Genomic DNA, 24,011 nt, shown 5'->3' on the forward strand with positions numbered 1-24,011 from the left:
TAGTAAGGATTACATAATGGGAATTCGTTCATACCGACCCTATACTCCCGGTACTCGCCAACATACTGTTTCTGACTTTGCAGAAATTACCCGTTCTGAACCGGAACGTTCTTTAACAACTTCCAAACACCGGGATAAAGGAAGAAACAACCGAGGCGTGATTACCTGCCGTCATCGGGGTGGCGGACACAAAAAGCTGTATCGAATTGTTGATTTTCGTCGCGATAAGCACGAGATCCTCGCCAAAGTCGCTGAGATTGAGTACGATCCCAACCGTAATGCTCGGATTGCCCTGGTGTATTACACCGATGGGGAAAAGCGTTATATCCTGCATCCGTTAGGACTCAAAGTCGGAACCATGATTGTTTCTGGCCCAGAAGCTCCGATCGAAGTCGGGAATGCTCTGCCCCTGTATAAAATTCCGTTAGGGACAGATGTGCATAACGTCGAATTGATTCCCGGTAAAGGGGGACAAATCGTGCGGGCGGCTGGTACTACGGCTCAAGTTCTAGCGAAAGAAGGGGACTATGTAACCCTGAAGTTACCTTCAGGCGAACAACGCAAAATCCCAGCTAAATCCTACGCCACCATTGGACAGGTGGGTAATATTGATGCTCGCAACATCAGTATCGGGAAAGCCGGTCGTAAGCGTTGGAAAGGTCGTCGTCCTGAAGTTCGCGGTAGTGTGATGAACCCTGTGGATCACCCCCATGGTGGTGGTGAAGGACGCGCTCCTATCGGTCGTTCTGGCCCTGTTACTCCTTGGGGTAAACCCACCCTAGGCGCGAAGACTCGGAACAAGAAAAAACGCAGTACCGCTTTGATTGTTCGTCGTCGTCGGAAGTCCTCGAAACGGGGTAAAGGTGGACGGCAAACTTAATCGGCTTGTCGGTTGGCCGTTGACGACTTATTAGGTCAACAGTCAACACTTCACGCCATTGAAACCTTAACGGTTAATAAATTAACTATGTCTCGTTCACTTAAAAAAGGCCCTTTTGTGGCTGATCATCTCCTGAGCAAAGTTGAAAAACTCAATGCCAAAGGAGAAAAACAGGTAATTAAAACCTGGTCAAGAGCATCAACGATTATTCCTCAAATGGTGGGTCATACGATCGCCGTCCACAACGGCAGACAACACGTTCCCGTGTTTCTGACGGAGCAAATGGTAGGTCATAAATTAGGAGAATTTGCTCCAACTCGTACCTTCCGAGGTCACGCTAAAAGTGACAAAAAAGCCCGCCGTTAAAGGTTAACAGTCGATATTTTTCACTGGTAACTGATGATGCGGATACATAATGACTGACATGATGAACTATGGCTATAGATACTAGCGCCGAGGTGAAGGCGATCGCTCGTTACATTCGGATGTCACCTCATAAAGTAAGACGAGTCTTGGATCAAATCCGGGGAAGATCCTACCGAGAAGCTTTGATTATTTTGGAATTCATGCCCTATCGGTCTTGTGAGCCAATTCTCAAAGTTTTACGCTCTGCGGTTGCTAACGCAGAACACAATTCTGGTTTAGATCCAGCCAGTTTAGTGATTTCCCAGGCCTACGCGGATCAAGGGCCAACCATTAAACGGTTTAGACCTCGCGCCCAGGGTCGTGCCTACCAAATTAGAAAGCCGACTTGTCATATTGTGGTTGCCGTAGCTCCAGCCACGGAGTAGGTACCCCCAATCAGCGATTGGCGCGAGTAGGACATTCTAACTCTTTTCTAAAAAAGAATTGAAACATGGGACAAAAAATTAATCCTATTGGGTTCCGGTTAGGAATTACCCAAGAACATAGATCTCGTTGGTTTGCGGATTCTAAACAGTATCCTGAACTGTTACAAGAAGACCATACGATTCGGGGGTATGTTCGCAAGGAGTTGAATAATGCCGGAATTTCTAAAGTCCGAATTGAACGCAAAGCCGATCAAGTTGACTTAGAAATTCATACCGCTAGACCGGGTGTTGTCGTAGGTCGTGGGGGTGCAGGAATTGAAACCCTGCGTCTGGGTCTCCAGAAAAAACTCGGCAATAATCGCCAAATTCGGATCAACGTGGTGGAAGTTGCCAAAGTTGATGCGGACGCCACCTTAATTGCTGAGTATATCGCCCAACAACTAGAAAAACGAGTTTCCTTCCGTCGTGTAGTTCGTCAAGCGATTACCCGGGCGCAAAAAGCCGGAATTGAAGGCATCAAAATTCAAGTCAGTGGTCGGTTAAATGGGGCAGAAATTGCTCGGACTGAATGGACTCGGGAAGGGAGAGTACCTTTGCATACCCTCCGCGCTGATATTGACTACGCCTACTGCACGGCGCTGACAATCTACGGCATTCTCGGTGTTAAAGTTTGGGTCTTTAAGGGCGAAATTATCCCAGGACAAGAGGAATTAGCGAATTCTCCGACCAGTCAACCCCGTCGGAATCGTCAACCTCGTCGTCAAAAATATGACGACCGTTCTAACGAAGGATAAAAAGATTGTTGTCTGTTATCTATTTACTGATAACTGATAATGCGGATAGGTGAATACTGATTATCGGATTCGATCATGTTAAGTCCCAGAAGAACAAAATTCCGCAAACAACAGCGTGGTCGCATGAGAGGTCAAGCGACCCGGGGTAATGATCTAAATTTCGGTGATTTCGCACTGCAAGCTTTAGAACCCTGTTGGATTACCTCTCGCCAAATCGAAGCAGCCCGTCGAGCCATGACTCGCTATATTCGTCGGGGTGGAAAGATTTGGATTCGGATTTTCCCCGATAAGCCCGTAACCATGAGAGCCGCTGAAACCCGGATGGGTTCTGGTAAAGGTGCTCCTGAGTATTGGGTGGCTGTGGTTAAACCCGGTCGAGTATTATTTGAAATTGCCGGAGTTACCGAAGAAATTGCCCGGGAAGCGATGCGGTTAGCGGCGTTTAAATTGCCGATTAAAACCAAATTTATTGCCCGTCCCGTTGACGAAGAAGCTCAATAAAAGTGCTGTTAACCGTTAACGGTTAACTGTCAATCCCACAGGACTTTGTTATGTCTTTTCCAAAAATCGAAGAAGCCCGACAGTTAAATGATGAAGAACTGTCTCAGCAAATCTTGGAGATCAAAAAACAATTGGCTAACCTCCGGTTACTTAAAGCCACCGGGCGTTTAGAAAAACCCCACGAGTTTAAGCACACGCGCCATCGTTTAGCCCAATTAAAGACGGTGGAACGGGAACGCCAAATCAGTAATCAGTCATCAGTTACCAGTGATCAGTTGTCAGTTTAAGAGTTATCAGTTTAAGAGTTAATCAACTGTTGGCTTATTGACTAATAACTGATTCCTAATAACAGTTAACTAATAACTGCCAACTAATCACTGTTAACTGATGATGACTGATGACTGATGACTGATAACTAATAACTGATTTTGGAGAGATTTGCACTATGGCAGTAAAAGAAAGAGTTGGCTTGGTCGTTAGTAACAAAATGGATAAAACAGTGGTTGTAACGGTAGAAAACCGTTCTCCCCATCCTAAATACGGCAAAATTGTCGTTAAAACTAAACGATATAAAGCCCACGACGAAAACAACCAATGTCAAGAAGGAGATCGGGTTCGCATTTCCGAAACTCGCCCTTTAAGCAAAACAAAACGCTGGAATGTGGTCGAAATTCTAGGCGGTAATGACAAAACCAATCTGTAGGGATTTGGTTATTACTTGAGAACGAAAAAATAAGATCATGATTCAAGTCCAAACAATTCTCAATGTTGCTGACAATAGCGGTGCGCGGAAACTCATGTGTATTCGCGTTTTAAGAGGGGGTAACTGTCGCTATGGCGGAATCGGCGATGTGATCATTGCGGTGGTCAAGGATGCGATTCCCAATATGGCGGTGAAAAGATCCGATGTAGTTCGGGCTGTAATCGTCCGTACTCGTCATAGTTTACGTCGAGATAGTGGCATGAGCATTCGGTTTGATGACAATGCGGCTGTGATTATCAACGCAGACGGTAATCCCAGAGGCACTCGTGTATTTGGCCCTGTGGCTCGGGAACTACGGGATAAGAATTTCACGAAAATTGTTTCCCTTGCACCGGAGGTTCTGTAATGTCCAAAAAAACCACATCTAATAAACCCAAACGCTATAAAATGCACGTTAAAAAAGGCGATACCGTGCAGGTAATTACGGGTAGCGATAAAGGGAAAGTTGGAGAGATTCTTCGGGTTCTTCCCAAAGCCAGTAAAGTCGTTGTTAAGGATGTCAACGTCAGAACCAAGCACGTTAAACCTCGTCAAGAGGGAGAATCCGGTCAGATTACGACTTTTGAAGCCCCAGTTCACAGTTCTAATGTGATGCTGTATTCCACCAAAGAAAACGTTGCCAGTCGGGTGTGTTACACCTTTACCGAAGACGGACGTAAGGTGAGAATGCTGAAAAAAACGGGTGAAATTATTGATTAAAGAGGGAACAGGGAACAGGGAACAGGGAACAGGGAATTACCCAAAACCCAAAACCCATTACCCATTCGTAATTCCAATTGTCAACCATCCTGACAAAGCCCAGGATTTATAAAGAGCAACTCACTATGGTAGCTAAACTCAAGACTGTCTACTTGGACAAAATCGTCCCCAAAATGATGGAGCAGTTCCAATATGAGAACATCCATCAGGTTCCTAAGATTATTAAAGTCACAATCAACCGGGGTTTAGGTGAAGCGTCTCAAAATGCTAAAGCGTTAGAGTCCTCCCTGAATGAATTGGCTGTGATTACCGGACAAAAACCCGTGGTCACAAGAGCCACAAAAGCCATTGCTGGATTCAAAGTTCGCAAAGGAATGCCCGTTGGTGTGATGGTGACCCTGCGTTCAGAACGGATGTATGCTTTCTTAGATCGACTGATCAACTTATCCCTACCTCGGATTCGTGACTTTCGGGGTGTGAGTGGAAAAAGTTTTGATGGTCGAGGTAACTACAGTTTGGGTGTCCGAGAACAACTGATCTTTCCTGAAATCAGCTATGACAGTATTGATCAAATTCGAGGCTTAGATATTTCAATTGTCACCACGGCAAAAACCGATGAAGAAGGGCGAGCCCTGCTCAAAGAAATGGGAATGCCTTTTCGGGAAAGCGGTGTGTAGTAAAGTAACGAGGAAACTATGGCGGCAAACGATACTATTGCGGATATGTTGACGCGCATTCGCAATTCTTGCATGGCGCGGCATCAAACTACACAAATTCCTTCTACAAGAATGACTCGTAGTATAGCCCAAGTTCTCAAACAAGAGGGCTTTATTGCAGACTTTGAGGAAACAGGCGAAGGCATTAAAAAATACTTGGTGGTCTCTCTCAAGTACAACTCTAAAACCAAAGCTCCAACCATTCAGAAATTACAGCGAGTTAGCCGACCGGGTTTGCGAGTCTATCGCAACCGTAAAGAACTCCCTCGCGTCTTAGGTGGCATTGGCGTAGCAATTATTTCTACGTCTTCTGGTGTCATGACTGACCGAGAAGCCCGACGTCAAGGTGTCGGCGGTGAAGTGCTTTGCTACATTTGGTAAAAAGTTCGTTTATCGCTTGTCAGACTTCGGGTTTACGGGTTTCAAAGCTTTATGTTTTGTCTCTGTGTCTCGGTGAACAGTCAAGCAAGCGCGATTAGAACTAATCCAACCCTTTTCTATTCGAGAATTGAAATAAATAACTATGTCTAGAATTGGTAAACGTCCAATTTCTGTACCTAAGCAGGTCACCCTAACCATTAATGGTCAACAGGTTATAGTTAAAGGCCCCAAGGGTGAACTCTCCCGTGTGCTTCCCCCGGAAGTTGTGGTGGAACAGGACGGAGAAACCGTTAACGTCAAACGGGCTTCCGAATCTCGTACCGCTCGTCAACGTCATGGTCTCTGTCGAACCCTTGTTTTTAATATGGTTGAAGGGGTTTCTAATGGCTTTGAACGTCGTTTGGAAATCCAAGGGGTCGGTTATCGAGCCGCAGTCCAAGGTACAAACCTGGTGTTAAACGTCGGTTATAGCAAACCCGTGGAAATGATTCCCCCAGAAGGTATTCGCGTTGCTGTTGAAAACAACACTAACGTGATTATTAGCGGGATTGACAAAGAAATTGTCGGTAATATGGCCGCCAAGGTTCGTGCCGTGCGTCCCCCGGAACCCTATAAAGGCAAAGGCATTCGTTATCAAGGCGAAGTGGTCAGACGTAAAGCTGGTAAAACTGGTAAGGGTGGGAAAAAATAAACTATGAAATTAACTCGTCAAGAATCCCGGGATCGTCGTCATCGGAGAGTTCGAGTCAAGGTCTTTGGAACCTCTGAACGGCCTAGATTAGCAGTGTTTCGCTCCAATCATCACATTTATGTGCAGGTGATTGATGATACAAAACATCAAACATTAGTTGCAGCCTCTACCGTGGAACCTGATTTCAAATCCGCAGATTCATCCGGGGCAACCTGTGATGCCTCTGTCAAAATCGGTCAATTAATTGCTGAACGGGCTGTGGCTAAAGGCATCAAAAAAGTGGTATTTGATCGGGGTGGATATATCTATCACGGTCGCGTTAAAGCCCTAGCTGACGCAGCCCGAGAAGCTGGATTAGACTTCTAATAGTAAGCAGTAAACAGTAAACAGTCAATCAAATAAAATAGAAGTTATTGTTAATCAACCATGAATAACGGCAACGACCTAACTGATTACTGATTACTGATGACTGATCACTGAAATTAACGTTGTTCAGGATATTAAAACTATGGCAGAGCAGCAGCAACAGCGGCGCAACAACAAAAAAGGTAGCCGCACCAAAGAAAAAGAAGTCGAGTGGCAAGAACGGGTTGTACAAATCCGTCGTGTCACTAAGGTGGTAAAAGGCGGTAAAAAACTCAGCTTTCGGGCTGTAGTCATCGTCGGGAATGAAAAAGGTCAAGTCGGTGTCGGTGTCGGTAAAGCTGCCGATGTAATTGGAGCCGTTAAAAAAGGCGTTGCCGACGGTCGCAAAAACGTGGTCGAGGTTCCTTTAACCAAATCCAATTCTATTCCCCATCCCATCAACGGGGCAGGGGGAGGCGCTCAGGTGATGATGCGTCCTGCATCTCCTGGGACGGGGGTAATTGCTGGCGGAGCCGTCCGTACCGTTTTAGAACTGGCTGGTGTTCGGAATATCTTGGCTAAACAACTGGGTTCTAGTAATCCTCTGAATAATGCCAGAGCCACCATTGACGCTTTGCAATCATTACGCACCCTCGCGGATGTAGCTAAAGAGCGGGGAGTTCCCATTGAGCATCTTTACGCCTAATTCCGTTGTCCATCTGAAACTGTTCAAGTATAAGCAATCATGAGACTCAACGATGCTATACCCAAACCAGGCTCTCGCAAACGCGGACGTCGCCTAGGTCGTGGGATCTCTGCTGGTCAAGGTGCAAGCTGTGGTAAAGGGATGCGGGGACAAAATTCCCGTTCTGGTCACAGCACCCGCCCTGGTTTTGAAGGCGGTCAAAACCCTCTGTATCGACGCCTCCCCAAACTCAAGGGATTTCCTCAAGTTAATCGAAAACATTACACTACGATTAATGTAGGTGAATTGTCATCCCTATCGGCGAATACAGAAGTCACCCTAGCTTCCCTGCTAGAAGCGGGACTCCTAACCGCGAGTCGTGGCCCTCTGAAAATTTTAGGGAACGGAGAACTGAATGTTGCCCTTCGGATAGATGCGGCTGCATTTACTCAAGGTGCCCGTACCAAAATTGAAGCCGCCGGTGGGACTTGTCAGTTATCAGTCAACAGTAAACAGTTATCGGTCTAATAGTTAATAGCCAACAACTATTAATTATTAACTCTTAACTCTTAACTGATGACTGATAACTGATTACTGATAACTGATTGAGGTAGTCCTTCATGGTCGTTAGTCGAGACAAAGCGCCAACTGCACAGGAAACTTTCTTGCAGATGGCCCAAGCTGCTGGTCTAAGAGGTCGAATCCTAATCACCATTGGTTTACTGCTCCTGGTGCGTGTGGGTGTATTCCTACCGATTCCCGGTATTGATACGGCTAGTTTCAGAGCAGCTATTCAAAATAACCCGGTGATTGGATTCCTCGATTTATTTTCTGGGGGTGGACTTTCGGCTCTGGGAATTTTTGCCCTGGGGATTTTGCCCTATATTAATGCCTCCATCATCATGCAATTGATGACGACGGCTTTGCCCAGTCTGGAAGACTTACAGAAAAATGAGGGAGAAGCCGGACGCCGGAAGATTTCCCAAATTACTCGCTATGTGGCTTTAGGGTGGGCTGTGTTACAAAGTGTGGGGATCTCCATTTGGATTAATCCCTTTGCCAATAACCCTGGCCCCCTATTCCAAGTTCAAGTGGTTCTAGCCCTTGTAGCCGGATCAATGTTTGTGATGTGGCTCTCGGAACTCATTACTGAACGCGGGATTGGTAACGGTGCTTCTTTACTGATTTTTTTGGGTATCGTAGCAGTTTTACCAACTTCTTTGGGTCAGACCCTAGAATTAGCCCAAAGTGGAGATCAAGCGATTGTCGGTCGGGTGATTCTTCTGTTAATTATTTTCCTGGCGATGATCGTTGGGATTGTTTTTGTTCAGGAGGGAACTCGTCGAATTCCGATTGTTTCCGCCCGTCGGCAAGTTGGCCGAAAATTGTACCGAGAAAAAACGAGCTATTTGCCTCTGCGATTAAATCAAGGGGGTGTGATGCCGATTATTTTTGCCTCGGCGGTTTTAGTTTTGCCTGCTTCCATCTCTCAATTTACTAACAATCCGATTCTGGTTCAAATAGCAACGGCTCTAACTCCTAGTGGGTCAACTCCCTGGCTGTATGCGGCTTTCTATTTGGTACTGATTGTGTTCTTTAGCTATTTCTACGCTTCATTAATTATGAATCCTGTGGATATGGCACAGAACCTGAAGAAAATGGGGGCTAGTGTTCCGGGGATTCGTCCGGGTCGCACAACCAGTGAGTATATTGAGCGAGTTTTAAATCGATTGACGTTTTTGGGAGCGATCTTTTTAGGTTTAGTTGCCATTATCCCCACTATCGTTGAGAGCGCCACAAGGGTTCCTACTTTTCGGGGCTTTGGTGCGACATCTCTCTTGATTTTGGTGGGTGTAGCCATTGATACGGCGAAACAGGTGCAAACCTATGTGATTTCTCAACGATATGAAGGGATGGTGAAACGATAGTGCGTTTGATTTTTCTCGGCCCTCCAGGGGCAGGCAAAGGGACTCAAGCGGCTGTCATAGCTGCAAGCTTTGGGGTTCCTCATATCTCGACGGGTGAGATTTTACGCACCCATGTCGGTGAAGAAACTGATCTGGGTCAAAAAGCTAAGGACTATATGGCTCAAGGCGAATTAGTCCCAGATCAACTGATTTTAGATATGGTAAAACATCGTCTTGAGGAGTCCGATGCTCAGAACGGTTGGATTTTGGATGGGTTTCCTCGGAATATTTCTCAAGCTGATTTTATCGCCGACCTTGTACTCAAGGGAGACAGCGAAGCTAAAAATAGCGAGGGAGAACTCAAGGTGATTAACCTTGATGTTCCTGATGAGATTCTGGTACAGCGATTGTTGGCCAGAGGGCGTCAGGATGATAACGAGGGAATTATTCGTCACCGTTTACAAGTGTATCGGGAACAAACGGCTCCCTTAATTGATTATTACGGTCAGCGAAATCAACTCGATTCTATCAATGGGAACCGTTCCATGGATGAGATTACTCAAGAGTTGAAACAGGTTGTTTCTGCTTAGTAAAAATTCTGGGTCGGTCAAGTTGGAACCCCTTTACGGCTTTACCCGGGGTTTTAATGGAAATTAAGGCTAAGAGATTGACAAAAAACAGAGATTGAGCTCCAATTTTTGATAAAATATGTTAAGAAATACGTTTAAACTCGGATTTCTGAATGTCATCGGATGAGCAAATCTCGGCCATTTGTTGATCGGCGGGATGGATTGTTGAATTGAGGGAAAAACAACTTGGCTAAACAGGATCTGATTGAAATGGAAGGGACAGTCACTGAATCCCTTCCAAATGCTATGTTTCGCGTAGACCTAGATAATGGATTTAATGTCTTAGCCCACATATCGGGAAAAATCCGAAGGAACTACATTAAAATTTTACCTGGAGATCGAGTCAAAGTGGAATTAACCCCCTATGACTTGACAAAAGGCAGAATCACCTATCGTCTACGCAAAAAATAGATGGAAATCTTACCCTTTATCCCAAAGGTTAAGGGTTAGACTAGATAAAAATCAGCTTTCAGTGATATAATAATAAATTTGTTGTAGCGTCGCTCTAATTGGCATGAAAGTTCGAGCATCAGTCCGCAAAATTTGTGAAAAGTGTCGTGTTATCCGCCGTCGCGGACGGGTAATGGTGATTTGTTCTAATCCCAAGCATAAGCAGCGCCAAGGTTAACACCCTAGGTCGTCCATTAAGGACGGATTATGAGTCTTGCTGAAACACCGAAAAACAGACTAGACCTATTAGAATTCTGTGATTCAAGCCCTTACTTGGACAAGCCTCAACCATTGTGAAGTCTTAAAGAGTAGCTACAATCCTATTTTTTCCCGGATCAAAGGAAAGAATGTGCAGTTGAAATCAGTACAGTAGCTTCAACCTGCGTGCGTAGCCCCGGGCCATTCAGCAAATTGGGAATCCATTAATTGCCTATCATTTTACTGCATGATTTAGGCATTGTCGTTAGTTACATTTTAAAGGGAGACGTTCATTGTGGCACGGATAGCCGGAGTAGACCTTCCACGAGATAAGCGTGTTGAAATCGGTCTGACTTACATTTTTGGAATTGGACTTTCGCGGTCTCAACAAATTCTTAAAGATACGGGTGTTAATCCTGATACCCGGATTAAGGATCTAAATGATGCTGATATTGCAGCCCTACGGGCGGCCATCCAACTGTATCAGGTAGAGGGAGATCTGCGACGGATGGAGGCGATGAACATCAAGCGCCTCATGGATATTGGCACCTATCGGGGCCGTCGTCATCGTTTAGGTCTGCCTGTGCGGGGTCAACGCACCCGGACGAACGCTAGAACCCGTCGGGGTGTTCGCCGTACCGTTGCTGGTAAGAAAAAAGCGGCAGCTAAGAAATAGTTAAGCTAGGCGTTTCAACTTACAAGAACTGCTGGTTAAACCCGAGCAGGTTTCCTCAACTCACCGCAAAGAAAATCGTAAACGAGATTACTATGGCGCGACAAACGAAAAAAACAGGGCCTAAAAAGCAAAAACGTAACGTCCCGAATGGGTTAGCCTACATTCAATCCACCTTCAACAACACGATTGTAACGATTACTGATCCGAATGGGGAAGTCATTTCTTGGGCTTCTGCGGGGTCTACGGGGTTTAAAGGGGCAAAAAAAGGGACTCCTTTTGCTGCTCAAACCGCCGCGGAAAACGCTGGACGCCGAGCCAATGATCAAGGAATGCGTCAGGTTGAAGTGATGGTTAGTGGGCCGGGTGCAGGTAGAGAAACCGCAATTAGAGCCTTGCAAGGGGCTGGTTTAGAAATTACCTTGATTCGAGATATTACTCCGATTCCCCATAATGGTTGCCGTCCTCCCAAACGACGTCGCGTTTGACGACAGCTTTCACTTTTCGTTACGAACGTCAAGGTTAGCGTCTTTATTTAGGAAGAATGGATACTCAAGTTTAGTTTCATTCTTTGCCTTATACTGTCAATTCATTTTGGGGTTCAATGGAGAAGGGAGGTCCATCGGTGGCGCAGTTTAAGATTGAGTGTATTGAATCGAACACTGATACAGACCGGAGTCAGTACGGTAAATTTGTCTTAGAACCGTTAGAACGGGGCCAAGGGACAACGGTTGGTAATGCTCTAAGACGGGTTTTACTATCGAACTTAGAAGGAACGGCGATTACATCGGCACGGTTTGCCAATGTTAATCATGAGTTTGCAACAATTCAAGGGGTTCGGGAAGATGTTTTAGAGATTTTGCTGAACCTGAAAGAAGTTGTACTCAAGAGCTATACCCACCAAAAACAAATCGGTCGCTTAGAAGTTCAAGGCCCAGCGACGGTAACGGCGGGTCATTTTAAGTTGCCTTCAGAAGTTGAGGTTGTAGACAAAAACCAATATATCGCTACCCTATCCCCAGGATCAACCTTGGAAATGGAAATCCAAGTTGATAAGGGTACTGGGTATCACGCCGTTGAGCGTAATCGGGACGAGGCACTGGCTGTAGATTTTCTCCAAATTGATGCTGTGTTCATGCCTGTACGGAAAGTGAATTACACCGTCGAGGATGCACGGGTGGGTGGAACTGTAGAAAAAGACCGCCTGATCATGGAGATTTGGACAAATGGGAGTTTAACCCCCCAAGAAGCCATCAGCCAATCCGCGACCAAACTGGTGGACTTGTTCACTCCGTTGAAAGACATCACCCTGGAATCAATCAAAAGTGACCAGAATGATGATGTTGATCCGACCAGTCAAATCCCGATTGAAGAACTACAGTTATCAGTTCGGGCTTATAACTGTCTCAAACGCGCTCAAATCAACTCGGTCGCAGACTTACGGGATTATACTCAAGAAGACCTATTAGAAATTAAAAACTTCGGTCAGAAGTCTGCGGAGGAGGTAATCGAGGCGTTACAAAAACGCTTAGGGATTACACTGCCTCAAGAAAGGGCATCTAAATCAGTAGTTAGTAGTTAGTCATCAGTCATCAGTTTAGAGACGCGCCATGGCACGTCTCTACTGGTCATCAGTCATCAGGTAAGAATTTAAAGATAGTTCATTAACTCTTAATTCTTACGCTGATAACTGTTTACTATTAACTCTTGCACTGATCACTGTTTACTAATAACTGATCACTGATTAAACCACTCCATCATTTTCTATCTGAAGGTAATTATGCGTCATCGTTGTCGTGTTCCCCAATTGGGCAAACCTGCTGATCAGCGAAAAGCATTGCTGCGATCGCTGGCTACAGAACTGATTCGCCATGGCCGAATCACAACCACTAAAGTTAGAGCCAAAGCGGTACAATCAGAAGCAGAAAAAATGATTACCCTAGCTAAAGACGGCTCCTTAGCGGCCCGTCGCCAAGCCATGGGGTATATCTATGACAAACAACTGGTTCATTCGTTATTTGATGCGGCTCCATCACGGTATGGCTCTCGCAATGGGGGTTACACCCGGATTATCAGAACTGTGAGCCGTCGAGGAGATAATGCAGAAATGGCTATTATTGAATTGGTGTAATCAGTTAACAGTAAACGGTTATCAGTGTGAGAGTTAATAGTTAATAAGCTATCTTTGAATCCTTGCTGGATAACTAATAACTGATAACTGATAAATAATAACTGGTGACTGATAACTGATAACTGATTTGTGTGATAGATCAACAGCGTATTGCCTTAGTGATTCAGTATCAGGGGACTCACTTTCAAGGTTGGCAGCGACAACCCAATCAACGGACAGTGCAGCAGGAAATTGAAACCGCGATCGCAACGGTAACTCAAGCTCCGGTTACACTCCACGCGGCAGGTCGCACCGATACTGGAGTTCACGCATCGGCACAGGTGGCTCATTTTAATGCCCCCAGCTATATTCCTGACTATCGTTGGGCGACAATTCTCAATAATCGTTTATCGGAGGATGTGTTGATTCGGGCATCTGCCTCCGTTCCTAGCTCCTGGCACGCTAGGTTTTCGGCAAAATGGCGTCGATATCGGTACACCCTCTATACAGATGCTCGACCCAACCTATTTGTCCGTCCTTTCAGTTGGCATTACTATCATCATCCTTTAGATGAACAGTTAATCCAAGCCGCCCTGGAACAGTTAGTGGGATATAACCACTTATCGGCGTTTCAAAGGAGTGGAACCTCTCGCCCCCATGCTTGGGTAGACGTGCAGTTCGTCAGTTGTCAACGCCAAAATCCCTTCATCCATATCGAAGTACAAGCCAGTGGATTTCTATACGGAATGATGAGGTTGTTAGTCGGGTTACTGGTACAGGTGGGAAATGGGGAACGATCCCTAGAGGAATTTCGAGATATCTGGACTCAAGAACGCCGAGAACTTGTTAAATATGCAGCGCCCGCCCAAGGACTTTGCTTATTGCGAGTCGGTTATCCAGAGTTTCCCTTTGAGCCTGATATTTGGTTTGACACCTTTCCTAAACTTGTCGTTGGTTGATGGTAAACCGAGTAAGGTTTAACCCCTCCAAAGCCAACACTCCATTTATTCTTAAATTTAAGGACAATCAAGAATGAGCACAAAAACCTTCCTGCCTTCGGAAGCTTCCCTAGAACCCAAATGGTATGTAATCGATGCTGCTGACCAACGTTTGGGTCGTTTAGCCACCGAAGTTGCCCGAATTATTCGGGGCAAAAATAAACCCATTTACACCCCTCATATCGACACGGGGGACTTTGTAATTATTGTCAATGCGGAAAAAATTGAAGTCACGGGTAAAAAACGCAGTCAAAAACTGTATCGTCGTCACTCCGGTAGACCCGGTGGGATGAAAATTGAAACCTTTGAAAAATTGCAAGCCCGTATTCCAGAAAGAATTATTGAGCAGGCGATTAAGGGGATGTTACCCAAAAATGCTTTAGGACGTAACCTGTTTACTAAACTCAAAGTCTATGCGGGGCCTGATCATCCCCATGAAGCTCAAAAACCTGAAACCTTAATCATCAATACTATTCCAACAGGAGGTAATTAATGCAAGCAACTGATACTGGTCGTGCCGTTTACTGGGGAACTGGCCGTCGTAAATCTTCTGTAGCCCGGGTTCGACTGGTTCCGGGTACGGGTAAATTAACCATTAATGGTAAAGATGGGGATTTGTACCTGCAATACAACCAGGGCTATTTAGTCGCGGCTAAGTCTCCCTTAGAAACCCTGGGCTTAGAAAATGACTATGATATTTTGGTCAATGCCAGTGGTGGCGGTTTAACTGGTCAAGCGGAGTCTATCCGTTTGGGTGTGGCCCGTGCTTTGTGTGAACTCAACCCCGATAACCGCAAACCCCTAAAAACCGAAGGGTACTTAACCCGTGACCCCCGGGCTACGGAGCGGAAAAAATATGGTTTACGCAAAGCGCGTAAGGCTCCTCAATACTCCAAACGTTAAAAACCCCATGGGTTTACTTACCGTTTCGGTGTCTCCCGGGGGAATGATCCGGTGTTAAAATTGTTAGTTGACAACTCGTAAAATTTAGAACGTCAAAACCATGCCTAAACCTGGTATTCACCCTGAATGGTATCCAGAGGCCGAAGTCTATTGTAACGGTGAATTAGTCACTACCGTTGGTTCTACACAGCCTCGACTTAATGTTGATGTGTGGTCAGGAAATCATCCTTTCTACACCGGAAATCAAAAAATTCTGGACACAGAAGGACGAGTTGAGCGCTTTCTGCGGAAATACGGGATGATCGACGATAAGCAGTCGGAAAAATAGCAAGGTTGTCGTTTGTCTGTGGTTAGTTGTATGTAGTGTTTATAGCAGGGAACACCGGAACACCGGAACACCGGAACACCGGAACACCGGGGGAAAACACTTTACCGTCTGGGTTCCAAGATCTGTCTGGTGTCTTAACTGCCTTGGCGGTTGCTATATAACAGACAACTGACCGTTTTAAATCCAGGGCTAATAGGGTTGATTTCATCTCGAATTCACCCCGTGCCTATGCCCTGAATCAGATTTAGGGAATCTAAATCTTGAATTTCTGAGTAGGGACGTGCCATTAGCGCGTCTTTACCGAACCGACAAAGGACAACTGAGATTATGGCTGATGCTTATCTTGTCGATAAACTCAAATCGATTGAACAAACCTTTAATGAGTTAACCCTCCGTTTAGCTGACCCTGATGTAGCTACTGACCCGGATGAATTTCAACGGGTGGCAATGGCTCGCTCCTCAATGGAAGAAATTGTTTTAGCTTATCAGGACTGGAAAACGGCTCAAGAAGAACTGCTTGGCTCTCGTCAAGTCATGAAAGAAGCCGGGGATGACCTGGAAATGCGGGAAATGGCTGCTTTAGAAGTGGCGGAGTTGGAAACTAAAATTAGTCGTCTTGAAATTCTTCTGAAAGTCCTGTTACTGCCCCGTGATCCTAATGATGATAAAAATATCATGTTGGAAATTCGGGCGGGAACCGGAGGGGAAGAAGCCAGTATTTGGGCGGGGGATTTAGTCCGAATGTATACCCGATATGCCGAAAGTCAGGGCTGGCGGGTAAGTATGGTCAGTGAGTCCGTCGCCGATATGGGGGGCTTTAAGGAGGCTATTTTAGAAATTCAAGGGAATAGCGTTTACAGCAAACTCAAATTTGAGGCGGGAGTTCATCGGGTTCAGCGTGTTCCGGTAACGGAGGCGGGTGGTCGGGTTCATACTTCTACGGCAACGGTGGCAATTATGCCCGAGGTCGATGAAGTGGAAATCGCTATTGACCCCAAGGATATTGAGATGACCACGGCTCGTTCCGGGGGTGCTGGTGGCCAAAATGTTAACAAGGTGGAAACGGCTGTTGACCTGTTCCATAAACCTTCGGGGATTCGGATTTTCTGTACCGAAGAACGGAGTCAGCTAAAAAACCGAGAACGGGCGATGCAGATTTTACGGGCCAAGTTGTACGAAGCAAAACTGCGGGAACAACAGGAAGCCGTAACTTCTATGCGACGTTCCCAGGTGGGAACCGGGTCACGTTCTGAAAAAATTCGGACTTATAACTATAAAGATAGTCGAGTTACGGATCACCGCTTAGGTGAAAACTTCACTCTAGCTACGATTTTAGAAGGAAGTTTGGAAAGTGTACTCAGTGCCTGTATTGTTAAGGATCAAGAGGAAAGATTGGCTGAATTAGCAAATTCCACATCTAGTCCAGTTTCAGTGTAATTCAAGAGGTTTTGGCTTTGATGAGTGTGATCACTGATTCGCCCATTAGGTTAGCCCTGGATGCGGAAAGTGCGAGAACTCTTTGGAGTCTCGCCTTTTTTATAAATAAGTTTTAGAGATAAAAGTATGCCTGAAAGCAAACTGAAACTCATGGTGGTTGATGATGAGCCAGATAATCTCGATCTGCTCTATCGGACATTCCGACGAGAATTTCAGGTATTTAGAGCCGATAGTCCTTCGAAGGCGATGAATATTCTCGATCAGGAAGGAGAAATGGCGGTAATCATTTCCGACCAAAGTATGCCCGAAATGACTGGGATTGAGTTTTTCACCAGAGTTACCCAGCTTTTCCCTGATACCATTAGAATTCTGCTCACGGGTTATTCTGAAGATGCTTTGGATTTAGATTCTGGAAACATGGCATCAACTAATATCTTTAAGTGTATTACCAAACCCTGGGATCCTGAAGCTTTTAAAGCTATTATTCAAAAGGCGGTAGAAACCTATAAAGCAGCAAAGCAGAACACGGATTAAACGGATTTCACGGATTTCACAGATTAGGTTCCTTGCTGCGCTCAATTAAATATTAAGAGCGAAGCAAGAAGCGTAATCCGTGTAATCATCTTAATCCGTTTAATCCGTGTTCTTTCTTTTATTATAGTTAAGGAGATTCTCAATGTTACGACTTGAACATATTAGTAAAATTTATTCTACAGGTTTAGTTCTTAAGGATGTGAATTGGGAAGTTAAGCCGGGCGATCGCGTTGGTTTAGTCGGGGTAAATGGGGCGGGAAAATCAACGCAATTAAAAATTATTGCGGGAGAAATGGAACCAACTTCTGGGGAAATTATTCGTCCGGCTAGTTTGAAAATTGCCTATTTAACCCAAGAATTTGAAGTTAACCCAACCCATACTGTGCGGGAGGAATTTTGGACGGTATTTAAAGCCGCTAATCAAATTCAAGAATCCTTGACTGAGGTACAACATGAAATGCAAACTGCTAGTCCAGAGGAGTTAGATCAATTAATTAAAAAATTAGATCGTTTACATCGAGATTTTGAAGCGATTGGGGGATATACCTTAGAGTCTCAAATTGAGAAAATATTACCGGAAATGGGGTTTGAGTCGGAAGATGGCGATCGCTTAGTTAGTGCCTTTAGTGGCGGTTGGCAAATGCGTATGAGTTTAGGAAAGATTTTACTCCAAGAACCGGATTTATTATTATTAGATGAACCGACTAACCATTTAGATTTAGAAACCATTGAATGGTTAGAAGTTTATCTCAAAGGGTTAACAACTCCGATGGTAATTGTTTCCCATGACCGAGAATTTTTAGATCGTCTCTGTACCCAAATTGTGGAAACAGAACAGGGGGTTTCTAAAACCTATTTAGGGAATTATTCCGCTTATTTACAACAAAAAGAAGATGCCGAATTAGCTCAATTAAGTGCCTATGATCGCCAGCAAAAAGAGTTAGAAAAACAACAGGCTTTTGTGGAACGATTTCGGGCTAGTGCCACCCGCAGTACCCAAGCCAAAAGTCGGGAAAAACAACTGGATAAAATAGAACGAATTGAAGCCCCCAGTTCTTCTTCTGCGACCCTGAAATTTCGATTTCCGGCTTCGGTGAGAAGTGGTCGAGAAGTTGTCAATATTCAAGATTTAACCCACTTTTATGATAACAAAGTATTGTTTTTAGGTACGGATTTATTAGTGGAAAGGGGCGATCGCATTGCCTTTTTAGGGCCGAATGGTTGCGGAAAATCAACCCTACTGCGATTAATTATGGGTTTAGAAGAAGCAACAGAGGGCAAGGTTGGTTTAGGAGAACATAACGTTATTCCAGGGTATTTTGAACAAAATCAAGCGGAAGCCTTAGATTTAGAAAAAACCGTTATGGATACTATCCACGATGAAGTTCCCGAATGGAAAAATGAAGAAGTTCGGACTTTATTGGGACGGTTTTTATTTAGTGGAGATACGGTTTTAAAACAGGTTAATGCGTTAAGTGGAGGGGAAAAAGCTCGTTTAGCCTTAGCAAAATTATTACTCCAACCGGTGAACTGTTTAATTTTAGATGAACCTACAAACCATTTAGATATTCCCGCCAAAGAAATGTTAGAGGAAGCAATTCAACATTACGATGGAACGGTTTTAATTGTTTCCCATGATCGGTATTTTATTTCTAAAGTTGCCAATAAAATTGTCGAAATTCGTGACGGAGAGTTTCGGGTTTATTTAGGGGATTATCATTATTATCTGGATAAACTAGCGGAGGAGAAAGAACAAGCACAGTTAGCAAAATTAGAAGCGGAGAAAGCAGCTAAAAAAGCAGCTAAAGATGCTAAGAAAAAAGCCAATGCTAAACAAAAATAATATCCTAACCTGAGAAGTGGGATAGGTTTTGAGGATTAATATTAAGGAAACAGCGAATTAACACAAGGCAAAAACATGAGTGTAACTTTTCCTATTCAAGCGATTAAACTCACTCCGGGCAGCCAGATTACTATTTCTAACCTGTCCTGGCAAGATTTTGAACAAATTCTGATCGACTTAGGAGAAAAACGCAACAGCCGCGTTACCTACTACCGAGGAACCCTAGAAATTATGTCCCCTTTGGCACTGCATGAACGTCCCCATCGGATTATCGCCGATATCCTTAAAACGATTTTAGATATTCAAGGGCGCGACTGGGAGGATTTTGGTTCAACGACCCTCAAACGTCCACCGATTGGCGGAATAGAACCCGATACTTGCTTTTATATCGAAAATGCCCAACGGGTGCAAGGTTGTACCAACTTAGATTTAAAACAGTATCCACCCCCAGACTTAGCAATAGAAGCGGATGTTACCTCTAAAACGACTTTAGATGTCTACGAAGCCATCGGGGTTCCTGAAGTTTGGATTTATCGAAATCAACAGTTAAAAATTTACTTACTTTCTGATCAAGGTTACACTGAAACTGTTAATAGTCCTACCTTTCCTGAGTTATCCCTAACGGAACTTATTCCACAATTGGTGCAAAAAGCGATTGATGCTGGAACTAGCAAAATGTTACGAGAATTAAGAACCGAAACAGTCATCAGTCATAAGTTGTAAAAAATCAGTTGTAAAAAAACAGAAATAAATTGTGTCCTAACCGCCTTGAATGTTGCTATATTTTCTAATCTTACTGTTCCCTATATAGATTACGCTAATTTTCTATATCGCATTCCAGGCAATTGTTCCACTAATTCTAATAATTCTAATTGTAATAATGCTGCGGATACGTTGCCAGCGTCTAAATTCAGATTAACAATAATTTGATCAAAAGCCATCGGTTCCGATGAAAGTGCTTGTAATACTTTAGATAATTCGGGGTCTAAATCCGGTATAGATTTTGGGGGTTGAACCGGAATTTCAAATAAAGATAATTGTTGAGGTTCATCTAAAGGTGGTATTGCTCCTAATTGTTCGAGTAATTCGTCTAAATTAACCGGAATTAGACTCGCCCCACCATTAATTAATTTCAAACACCCCTGAGAATTTTGATCATCCAAACGACCGGGTAAAACATAAACATCTCGACAAAATTCATTGGCAACATGAGCCGTAATTAATGCCCCGGATTTTTGGGGAGCTTCCATCACAAAAACTGCTCGACTTAACCCGGCAATAATCCGATTTCGTTGGGGAAAATGACGGGGATTGGGTTTAGTTCCCGATGGATATTCACTAACTAATAATCCTTGATTAATCACCGCTTCACAAAGTTGACGATTTTCTTTAGGATAGGCAATATCTACCCCAGTTCCTAACGCTGCAATAGTTCGTCCTCCGACCTCCAAACAACTGCGGTGAGCTTGGGTATCAATTCCCGCCGCCATCCCCGAAACAATCGTAAATCCTCGACGGGTTAAGGTCATACTAATTTGACGAGTCCAGCGACAACCGTATTCCGTGGGAGTGCGGGTTCCAACAATAGCAACCGTAGGAGTAATCCCCTGATTTTCATTGGTTTCAACCTTTCCCCGATAATATAAAACCGGAGGAAAGGTGGGAATTTCTAATAATAATCGGGGATATTCGGCATCGGCAGGAGTCCAAAAATAGGGGTTTTTAGCAGTATGTTGTTCTAAGAATTCTTGGGGGTTAATTTGCGATCGCTGTTGGACAATTTTCTCAGCCGTTTGCTGGCCAAAACCTTCAACTGACCTTAACTCATTTGTCGTTGCTTGCCAAGCAATTTCTAATCGTTGAAAATGCTGTTTTAGACGCTGAATTGAGATAGAACCTACCCCATTAATTTGTGACCATGCTAACCAGTATATCCGTTCTTCCACAAAAAATAGACTCCTATATTCTTGAACATTAACTATAATCTGTATAACTTGAAAATTTATCTTGAATAAAACTTTATAAATTATATTTTAAAACACCCTATCCTCGATCAATAGATTGATTCCCTTACCTAATAATGTTACAAGATATTTAGCCCGATACAGAAGCAATGATATTTCTGAAAATTCTTCTGTTATCCTATCAAAGTGTTGTAACGTTTAACAATCTACCCATGAAAGTTGCTGTTTTTAGTACCAAGTCCTACGATCGCAGATTTCTTGAGCTAGAGAATACCATCTCTAAAGCGAATCATGAGTTAGTTTTCTTTGATGCTCGTTTGCAACCCCAAACCGCATCACTAGCGGCTGGATTTCCTGCGGTCTGTGTTTTTGTGAATGATGATTTAGGAACAGAAACCCTGGAAATCTTAGCATCTCAAGGGACAAAGTTAATTGCCCTTCGTTGTACAGGATTTAATAATGTTAATCTCAAAACTGCGGCTGAGTTAGGGATTAAAGTGGTACGAGTCACGGAGTATTCCCCCTATGCTGTTGCTGAACACGCCGTGGGATTAATTCTGATGCTCAATCGCAAATTATATCGGGCCTATAATCGGGTTCGGGATGATAATTTTGCATTAGATGGATTGTTAGGGTTTGACCTCCATAATCGCACCGTCGGGGTGGTGGGTACGGGAAAAATTGGGCAGATTTTTGCCCAAATCATGGCGGGATTTGGCTGTCATCTTTTGGGATATGATGTTTATCCTAATCCCAATTTTGAGAAACTAGAAAATGCTGAATATGTTTCTTTAGAAGAACTCTGGAAACGTTCAGATGTTATTTCTCTCCACTGTCCTTTGTTTCCTGAAACTCACCATCTGATTAATCAGGAAACTATTGCCAAAATGAAATCAGGGGTAATGTTAATTAATACCAGTCGGGGAAAATTGGTGGATACAAAAGCAGTGATTGAAGGGATTAAATCAGAGAAAATTGGTTATGTCGGTATTGATGTTTATGAAGAAGAAGACAAACTTTTCTTTGAGGATCTTTCTACGACAATTATTCAAGATGATACTTTTCAATTACTGCAATCTTTTCCTAACGTTGTGATTACTGCCCATCAAGGCTTTTTTACTGAAAATGCTTTAGATGATATTGCCCGGACAACGATTGCTAATTTTTCTGATTTTGAGCAGGGAAATCCTTTGACGAATCAAGTCACTGCGTCTTAAAGTTCTATTAATCTATACGGTGATAGAAAGTAAGGGTAATTCATGAATTGCCCTTATAAAAATAACTCCTAATTTACTATCGAATATCCCGCAGGACAATTGATCGCTTGAGTGCTGAATAATACGGGTTGAGCAGAAACTTTTTGGGTCGGTTGATCACTCTCACAAATAATTGATTTCGTGTTGATACTATTAATAGGTGAAGGTTCAAGATAAACCATTCCAATATAACTTTTTAATCCGTCTCGTTTCGCCACCGCGACAGATTGAACCATATTTTTTTCATCAATAACTCTAATATTATAGCGATAATTTCGAGTTTCTTCGGGAAGACCTTTAATAAATTCCTCTAAATTATTCCCAAAAACATTATACTTAGTATAACTGGCTTGATTACCTCGATTCATAATGTCAATATATTGTTGTGCTTCTAATTGGGTATCTCGATCAGCTTGTTCTTTTAATTCCGATGCTGTTGGCATTTTAATAGTAACTGAAGTGCCAATTCTAGGGTCTTCAGATGTTTTTTTAAACAGCAAAGGTTGAGATTTAAACGTTGTAATCGCAGGTTGTTCATCCCCACTAATATTTAAGTCTAACTGAAGTTGTCCATCTTCTTGTAATTCAAAAATTGCAGTTCCAACAATTTTTCCTTGAGGATCACGAAACAGCATAAATCCGGGTTTAAAAGTCGGATCAATCGTGTATTGTAATTGTATGGCTTCTATGGGTGTTACAAATATATAAATCTTGCCATCCTCAGTAAAAATAATACCGGAGTAAAGATTTGTGGGAACTTGCCATTTTCCTACTAATTGTTTAGCCACCGGATTTTCAGGTTGAGCCGATGAGATGACAGGAGTAATGGCAGAATTTATCACTAAATTTGCTACACTAAAACCGACTAAATTTAAGACTACCGACAAAAAAATTAAACCTTTTTTTTGACCTAAAATCATTAGCTTTTATCCTTATTTTAAGATAATAAATATTGGAATTTACATAAAATATCGAGTTCCTTATCCACTTAAACGCTGCATAATCCAATCTAAACGATGATCTTGCTCAGTTTGAATACCATTTTGAGGTAGTTTATTAGCTAATGAATTAGTGTTTTCATCACAGCCAAGATTGTTCACTGTTGCCCGTAAACGAGAGGATAAAAACTTAGTAATAGCACGATAAAATCTCAAAGAAAATAAAACATCTTCTTCTAATTTTTGAGACAACAGAGGTCGAGAAATAGATAATACATAACATTCTGCCGCCGCCTGTACCGTAGCCGAGGGTAAACGTCCATCAACAAAAGACATTTCTCCTAATACCTCACCCTCACCGATTTTTCCGACAATTTGATTCCCCAATGCAGCCACAGAAACATTTAGGGTTCCACTCAATACAATATATAGAGCATCCAGGGGTTGATTTTCTTCGATCAGAATAGCACCAGCTTGAATGGTTTCTCGTTTACCTTCTGTCACCATCCAGTCTATATCTCGATCATTTAATTCCCCTAAAATCAGTGAAGCATTGGTCATAATGTATTAGTTTTTAGAGAAAATAATTAATGGAAA

General features: G+C 43.5%; 35 protein-coding genes. 32 read left to right on the top strand and 3 right to left on the bottom strand.

Features of this window, described 5'->3' with window-relative positions; all coding sequences use genetic code 11:
- Positions 1 to 16 precede the first annotated feature (16 nt).
- The 31 genes from rplB (at position 17) to NMG86_RS11300 (ending at position 19,979) form a co-directional block, all read left to right on the top strand.
- Entirely contained in the window at positions 17 to 880 is an 864-nt protein-coding gene (gene rplB, locus NMG86_RS11150; RefSeq protein WP_026786902.1) for a 50S ribosomal protein L2, read from the top strand.
- 87 nt (positions 881 to 967) lie between these two features.
- Positions 968 to 1,246, top strand: coding sequence for a 30S ribosomal protein S19 (rpsS, locus tag NMG86_RS11155; RefSeq protein WP_026786901.1), 279 nt, complete (start codon positions 968 to 970; stop codon positions 1,244 to 1,246).
- Between the two features lie 68 nt (positions 1,247 to 1,314).
- Positions 1,315 to 1,671 carry a 50S ribosomal protein L22 gene (gene rplV / locus NMG86_RS11160; protein ID WP_026786900.1) on the top strand — a complete coding sequence of 119 codons (357 nt, stop codon included), beginning with the start codon at positions 1,315 to 1,317 and terminating at the stop codon, positions 1,669 to 1,671.
- 65 nt (positions 1,672 to 1,736) lie between these two features.
- Positions 1,737 to 2,465 carry a 30S ribosomal protein S3 gene (gene rpsC / locus NMG86_RS11165; protein WP_026793858.1) on the top strand — a complete coding sequence of 243 codons (729 nt, stop codon included), beginning with the start codon at positions 1,737 to 1,739 and terminating at the stop codon, positions 2,463 to 2,465.
- Between the two features lie 75 nt (positions 2,466 to 2,540).
- Positions 2,541 to 2,966, top strand: a complete 426-nt coding sequence (rplP, locus tag NMG86_RS11170) for a 50S ribosomal protein L16 (protein ID WP_026786898.1) — start codon at positions 2,541 to 2,543, stop codon at positions 2,964 to 2,966.
- Positions 2,967 to 3,016: 50 nt separating this feature from the next.
- Positions 3,017 to 3,253 carry a 50S ribosomal protein L29 gene (gene rpmC / locus NMG86_RS11175; protein WP_026793859.1) on the top strand — a complete coding sequence of 79 codons (237 nt, stop codon included), beginning with the start codon at positions 3,017 to 3,019 and terminating at the stop codon, positions 3,251 to 3,253.
- Positions 3,254 to 3,411: 158 nt separating this feature from the next.
- A complete protein-coding gene (rpsQ, locus tag NMG86_RS11180) occupies positions 3,412 to 3,669 on the top strand; it encodes a 30S ribosomal protein S17 (protein ID WP_026786896.1) in 258 nt (85 codons plus the stop codon).
- 37 nt (positions 3,670 to 3,706) lie between these two features.
- Positions 3,707 to 4,075, top strand: coding sequence for a 50S ribosomal protein L14 (gene rplN, locus NMG86_RS11185; protein WP_026797652.1), 369 nt, complete (start codon positions 3,707 to 3,709; stop codon positions 4,073 to 4,075).
- On the top strand, positions 4,075 to 4,428 hold the full coding sequence (gene rplX / locus NMG86_RS11190) for a 50S ribosomal protein L24 (RefSeq protein WP_026786894.1): 354 nt from the start codon (positions 4,075 to 4,077) through the stop codon (positions 4,426 to 4,428). Before rplN ends, rplX begins: the two co-directional genes overlap by 1 nt.
- Before the next feature lie 125 nt (positions 4,429 to 4,553).
- A complete protein-coding gene (gene rplE / locus NMG86_RS11195; RefSeq protein WP_026786893.1) occupies positions 4,554 to 5,105 on the top strand; it encodes a 50S ribosomal protein L5 in 552 nt (183 codons plus the stop codon).
- 18 nt (positions 5,106 to 5,123) lie between these two features.
- On the top strand, positions 5,124 to 5,525 hold the full coding sequence (gene rpsH / locus NMG86_RS11200) for a 30S ribosomal protein S8 (RefSeq protein ID WP_026793861.1): 402 nt from the start codon (positions 5,124 to 5,126) through the stop codon (positions 5,523 to 5,525).
- Between the two features lie 142 nt (positions 5,526 to 5,667).
- A complete protein-coding gene (gene rplF / locus NMG86_RS11205) occupies positions 5,668 to 6,216 on the top strand; it encodes a 50S ribosomal protein L6 (protein ID WP_026797653.1) in 549 nt (182 codons plus the stop codon).
- Positions 6,217 to 6,219: 3 nt separating this feature from the next.
- A complete protein-coding gene (rplR, locus tag NMG86_RS11210) occupies positions 6,220 to 6,582 on the top strand; it encodes a 50S ribosomal protein L18 (protein WP_026786890.1) in 363 nt (120 codons plus the stop codon).
- A 142-nt stretch (positions 6,583 to 6,724) separates the two neighbouring features.
- Positions 6,725 to 7,267, top strand: coding sequence for a 30S ribosomal protein S5 (gene rpsE, locus NMG86_RS11215; RefSeq protein WP_026793862.1), 543 nt, complete (start codon positions 6,725 to 6,727; stop codon positions 7,265 to 7,267).
- A 39-nt stretch (positions 7,268 to 7,306) separates the two neighbouring features.
- Entirely contained in the window at positions 7,307 to 7,774 is a 468-nt protein-coding gene (rplO, locus tag NMG86_RS11220) for a 50S ribosomal protein L15 (RefSeq protein ID WP_026786888.1), read from the top strand.
- Positions 7,775 to 7,866: 92 nt separating this feature from the next.
- Positions 7,867 to 9,174 carry a preprotein translocase subunit SecY gene (secY, locus tag NMG86_RS11225; RefSeq protein WP_026797654.1) on the top strand — a complete coding sequence of 436 codons (1,308 nt, stop codon included), beginning with the start codon at positions 7,867 to 7,869 and terminating at the stop codon, positions 9,172 to 9,174.
- Positions 9,171 to 9,743, top strand: coding sequence for an adenylate kinase (locus tag NMG86_RS11230; protein ID WP_026797655.1), 573 nt, complete (start codon positions 9,171 to 9,173; stop codon positions 9,741 to 9,743). The genes secY and NMG86_RS11230 overlap by 4 nt, the downstream gene beginning before the upstream one ends.
- A gap of 225 nt (positions 9,744 to 9,968) precedes the next feature.
- Entirely contained in the window at positions 9,969 to 10,193 is a 225-nt protein-coding gene (gene infA, locus NMG86_RS11235; protein ID WP_008191178.1) for a translation initiation factor IF-1, read from the top strand.
- Between the two features lie 103 nt (positions 10,194 to 10,296).
- Positions 10,297 to 10,410 (top strand): 50S ribosomal protein L36, encoded by a 114-nt coding sequence (gene rpmJ / locus NMG86_RS11240; protein WP_071782548.1) that lies wholly within the window; start codon positions 10,297 to 10,299, stop codon positions 10,408 to 10,410.
- Positions 10,411 to 10,725: 315 nt separating this feature from the next.
- A complete protein-coding gene (gene rpsM / locus NMG86_RS11245; RefSeq protein ID WP_026797656.1) occupies positions 10,726 to 11,106 on the top strand; it encodes a 30S ribosomal protein S13 in 381 nt (126 codons plus the stop codon).
- A 92-nt stretch (positions 11,107 to 11,198) separates the two neighbouring features.
- On the top strand, positions 11,199 to 11,591 hold the full coding sequence (gene rpsK, locus NMG86_RS11250; RefSeq protein ID WP_026786884.1) for a 30S ribosomal protein S11: 393 nt from the start codon (positions 11,199 to 11,201) through the stop codon (positions 11,589 to 11,591).
- Positions 11,592 to 11,728: 137 nt separating this feature from the next.
- Positions 11,729 to 12,685, top strand: a complete 957-nt coding sequence (locus tag NMG86_RS11255) for a DNA-directed RNA polymerase subunit alpha (RefSeq protein WP_026786883.1) — start codon at positions 11,729 to 11,731, stop codon at positions 12,683 to 12,685.
- A 198-nt stretch (positions 12,686 to 12,883) separates the two neighbouring features.
- Positions 12,884 to 13,234, top strand: a complete 351-nt coding sequence (gene rplQ / locus NMG86_RS11260; protein ID WP_026786882.1) for a 50S ribosomal protein L17 — start codon at positions 12,884 to 12,886, stop codon at positions 13,232 to 13,234.
- A 131-nt stretch (positions 13,235 to 13,365) separates the two neighbouring features.
- On the top strand, positions 13,366 to 14,172 hold the full coding sequence (truA, locus tag NMG86_RS11265) for a tRNA pseudouridine(38-40) synthase TruA (RefSeq protein WP_026786881.1): 807 nt from the start codon (positions 13,366 to 13,368) through the stop codon (positions 14,170 to 14,172).
- Positions 14,173 to 14,245: 73 nt separating this feature from the next.
- Positions 14,246 to 14,704, top strand: coding sequence for a 50S ribosomal protein L13 (gene rplM / locus NMG86_RS11270; RefSeq protein WP_026786880.1), 459 nt, complete (start codon positions 14,246 to 14,248; stop codon positions 14,702 to 14,704).
- Entirely contained in the window at positions 14,704 to 15,114 is a 411-nt protein-coding gene (gene rpsI / locus NMG86_RS11275; protein ID WP_026797657.1) for a 30S ribosomal protein S9, read from the top strand. The genes rplM and rpsI overlap by 1 nt, the downstream gene beginning before the upstream one ends.
- Positions 15,115 to 15,214: 100 nt before the next feature.
- On the top strand, positions 15,215 to 15,442 hold the full coding sequence (rpmE, locus tag NMG86_RS11280) for a 50S ribosomal protein L31 (RefSeq protein ID WP_026786878.1): 228 nt from the start codon (positions 15,215 to 15,217) through the stop codon (positions 15,440 to 15,442).
- Between the two features lie 327 nt (positions 15,443 to 15,769).
- Positions 15,770 to 16,879 carry a peptide chain release factor 1 gene (prfA, locus tag NMG86_RS11285; protein ID WP_026797658.1) on the top strand — a complete coding sequence of 370 codons (1,110 nt, stop codon included), beginning with the start codon at positions 15,770 to 15,772 and terminating at the stop codon, positions 16,877 to 16,879.
- Between the two features lie 126 nt (positions 16,880 to 17,005).
- Positions 17,006 to 17,413 (top strand): response regulator, encoded by a 408-nt coding sequence (locus tag NMG86_RS11290; RefSeq protein ID WP_026797659.1) that lies wholly within the window; start codon positions 17,006 to 17,008, stop codon positions 17,411 to 17,413.
- Between the two features lie 142 nt (positions 17,414 to 17,555).
- Complete coding sequence (locus NMG86_RS11295; RefSeq protein ID WP_026793868.1) at positions 17,556 to 19,256, top strand: ABC-F family ATP-binding cassette domain-containing protein; 1,701 nt, start codon at positions 17,556 to 17,558, stop codon at positions 19,254 to 19,256.
- A 75-nt stretch (positions 19,257 to 19,331) separates the two neighbouring features.
- A complete protein-coding gene (locus tag NMG86_RS11300; RefSeq protein ID WP_026786874.1) occupies positions 19,332 to 19,979 on the top strand; it encodes a Uma2 family endonuclease in 648 nt (215 codons plus the stop codon).
- 89 nt (positions 19,980 to 20,068) lie between these two features.
- Here the strand turns inward: NMG86_RS11300 and dprA are convergent, their stop codons facing one another.
- Positions 20,069 to 21,202, bottom strand: coding sequence for a DNA-processing protein DprA (dprA, locus tag NMG86_RS11305; protein WP_026786873.1), 1,134 nt, complete (start codon positions 21,200 to 21,202; stop codon positions 20,069 to 20,071).
- Positions 21,203 to 21,432: 230 nt separating this feature from the next.
- On the opposite strand from dprA, the gene NMG86_RS11310 reads away from it, so the two are divergent.
- Positions 21,433 to 22,437, top strand: a complete 1,005-nt coding sequence (locus NMG86_RS11310) for a 2-hydroxyacid dehydrogenase (RefSeq protein WP_026793869.1) — start codon at positions 21,433 to 21,435, stop codon at positions 22,435 to 22,437.
- Between the two features lie 68 nt (positions 22,438 to 22,505).
- On the opposite strand, the gene NMG86_RS11315 is transcribed toward NMG86_RS11310, so the two are convergent.
- On the bottom strand, positions 22,506 to 23,396 hold the full coding sequence (locus tag NMG86_RS11315) for a type IV pilin-like G/H family protein (RefSeq protein WP_026798676.1): 891 nt from the start codon (positions 23,394 to 23,396) through the stop codon (positions 22,506 to 22,508).
- A 60-nt stretch (positions 23,397 to 23,456) separates the two neighbouring features.
- Positions 23,457 to 23,975, bottom strand: a complete 519-nt coding sequence (locus NMG86_RS11320; protein ID WP_026793870.1) for a cyclic nucleotide-binding domain-containing protein — start codon at positions 23,973 to 23,975, stop codon at positions 23,457 to 23,459.
- Positions 23,976 to 24,011 lie beyond the last annotated feature (36 nt).

The organism is Planktothrix rubescens CCAP 1459/22 (assembly GCA_904830895.1).
Taxonomy (GTDB): domain Bacteria; phylum Cyanobacteriota; class Cyanobacteriia; order Cyanobacteriales; family Microcoleaceae; genus Planktothrix; species Planktothrix agardhii.

Bases quoted from the DNA above. Each gene is read 5' to 3' on its own strand.
- rplB (WP_026786902.1), top strand. From the start codon at position 17: ATGGGAATTCGTTCATACCGACCCTATACTCCCGGTACTCGCCAACAT.
- rpsS (WP_026786901.1), top strand. From the start codon at position 968: ATGTCTCGTTCACTTAAAAAAGGCCCTTTTGTGGCTGATCATCTCCTG.
- rplV (WP_026786900.1), top strand. From the start codon at position 1,315: ATGGCTATAGATACTAGCGCCGAGGTGAAGGCGATCGCTCGTTACATT.
- rpsC (WP_026793858.1), top strand. From the start codon at position 1,737: ATGGGACAAAAAATTAATCCTATTGGGTTCCGGTTAGGAATTACCCAA.
- rplP (WP_026786898.1), top strand. From the start codon at position 2,541: ATGTTAAGTCCCAGAAGAACAAAATTCCGCAAACAACAGCGTGGTCGC.
- rpmC (WP_026793859.1), top strand. From the start codon at position 3,017: ATGTCTTTTCCAAAAATCGAAGAAGCCCGACAGTTAAATGATGAAGAA.
- rpsQ (WP_026786896.1), top strand. From the start codon at position 3,412: ATGGCAGTAAAAGAAAGAGTTGGCTTGGTCGTTAGTAACAAAATGGAT.
- rplN (WP_026797652.1), top strand. From the start codon at position 3,707: ATGATTCAAGTCCAAACAATTCTCAATGTTGCTGACAATAGCGGTGCG.
- rplX (WP_026786894.1), top strand. From the start codon at position 4,075: ATGTCCAAAAAAACCACATCTAATAAACCCAAACGCTATAAAATGCAC.
- rplE (WP_026786893.1), top strand. From the start codon at position 4,554: ATGGTAGCTAAACTCAAGACTGTCTACTTGGACAAAATCGTCCCCAAA.
- rpsH (WP_026793861.1), top strand. From the start codon at position 5,124: ATGGCGGCAAACGATACTATTGCGGATATGTTGACGCGCATTCGCAAT.
- rplF (WP_026797653.1), top strand. From the start codon at position 5,668: ATGTCTAGAATTGGTAAACGTCCAATTTCTGTACCTAAGCAGGTCACC.
- rplR (WP_026786890.1), top strand. From the start codon at position 6,220: ATGAAATTAACTCGTCAAGAATCCCGGGATCGTCGTCATCGGAGAGTT.
- rpsE (WP_026793862.1), top strand. From the start codon at position 6,725: ATGGCAGAGCAGCAGCAACAGCGGCGCAACAACAAAAAAGGTAGCCGC.
- rplO (WP_026786888.1), top strand. From the start codon at position 7,307: ATGAGACTCAACGATGCTATACCCAAACCAGGCTCTCGCAAACGCGGA.
- secY (WP_026797654.1), top strand. From the start codon at position 7,867: ATGGTCGTTAGTCGAGACAAAGCGCCAACTGCACAGGAAACTTTCTTG.
- rpmJ (WP_071782548.1), top strand. From the start codon at position 10,297: ATGAAAGTTCGAGCATCAGTCCGCAAAATTTGTGAAAAGTGTCGTGTT.
- rpsK (WP_026786884.1), top strand. From the start codon at position 11,199: ATGGCGCGACAAACGAAAAAAACAGGGCCTAAAAAGCAAAAACGTAAC.
- rplQ (WP_026786882.1), top strand. From the start codon at position 12,884: ATGCGTCATCGTTGTCGTGTTCCCCAATTGGGCAAACCTGCTGATCAG.
- rplM (WP_026786880.1), top strand. From the start codon at position 14,246: ATGAGCACAAAAACCTTCCTGCCTTCGGAAGCTTCCCTAGAACCCAAA.
- rpsI (WP_026797657.1), top strand. From the start codon at position 14,704: ATGCAAGCAACTGATACTGGTCGTGCCGTTTACTGGGGAACTGGCCGT.
- rpmE (WP_026786878.1), top strand. From the start codon at position 15,215: ATGCCTAAACCTGGTATTCACCCTGAATGGTATCCAGAGGCCGAAGTC.
- prfA (WP_026797658.1), top strand. From the start codon at position 15,770: ATGGCTGATGCTTATCTTGTCGATAAACTCAAATCGATTGAACAAACC.
- NMG86_RS11290 (WP_026797659.1), top strand. From the start codon at position 17,006: ATGCCTGAAAGCAAACTGAAACTCATGGTGGTTGATGATGAGCCAGAT.
- NMG86_RS11295 (WP_026793868.1), top strand. From the start codon at position 17,556: ATGTTACGACTTGAACATATTAGTAAAATTTATTCTACAGGTTTAGTT.
- NMG86_RS11300 (WP_026786874.1), top strand. From the start codon at position 19,332: ATGAGTGTAACTTTTCCTATTCAAGCGATTAAACTCACTCCGGGCAGC.
- NMG86_RS11310 (WP_026793869.1), top strand. From the start codon at position 21,433: ATGAAAGTTGCTGTTTTTAGTACCAAGTCCTACGATCGCAGATTTCTT.
- NMG86_RS11315 (WP_026798676.1), bottom strand. From the start codon at position 23,396: ATGATTTTAGGTCAAAAAAAAGGTTTAATTTTTTTGTCGGTAGTCTTA.
- NMG86_RS11320 (WP_026793870.1), bottom strand. From the start codon at position 23,975: ATGACCAATGCTTCACTGATTTTAGGGGAATTAAATGATCGAGATATA.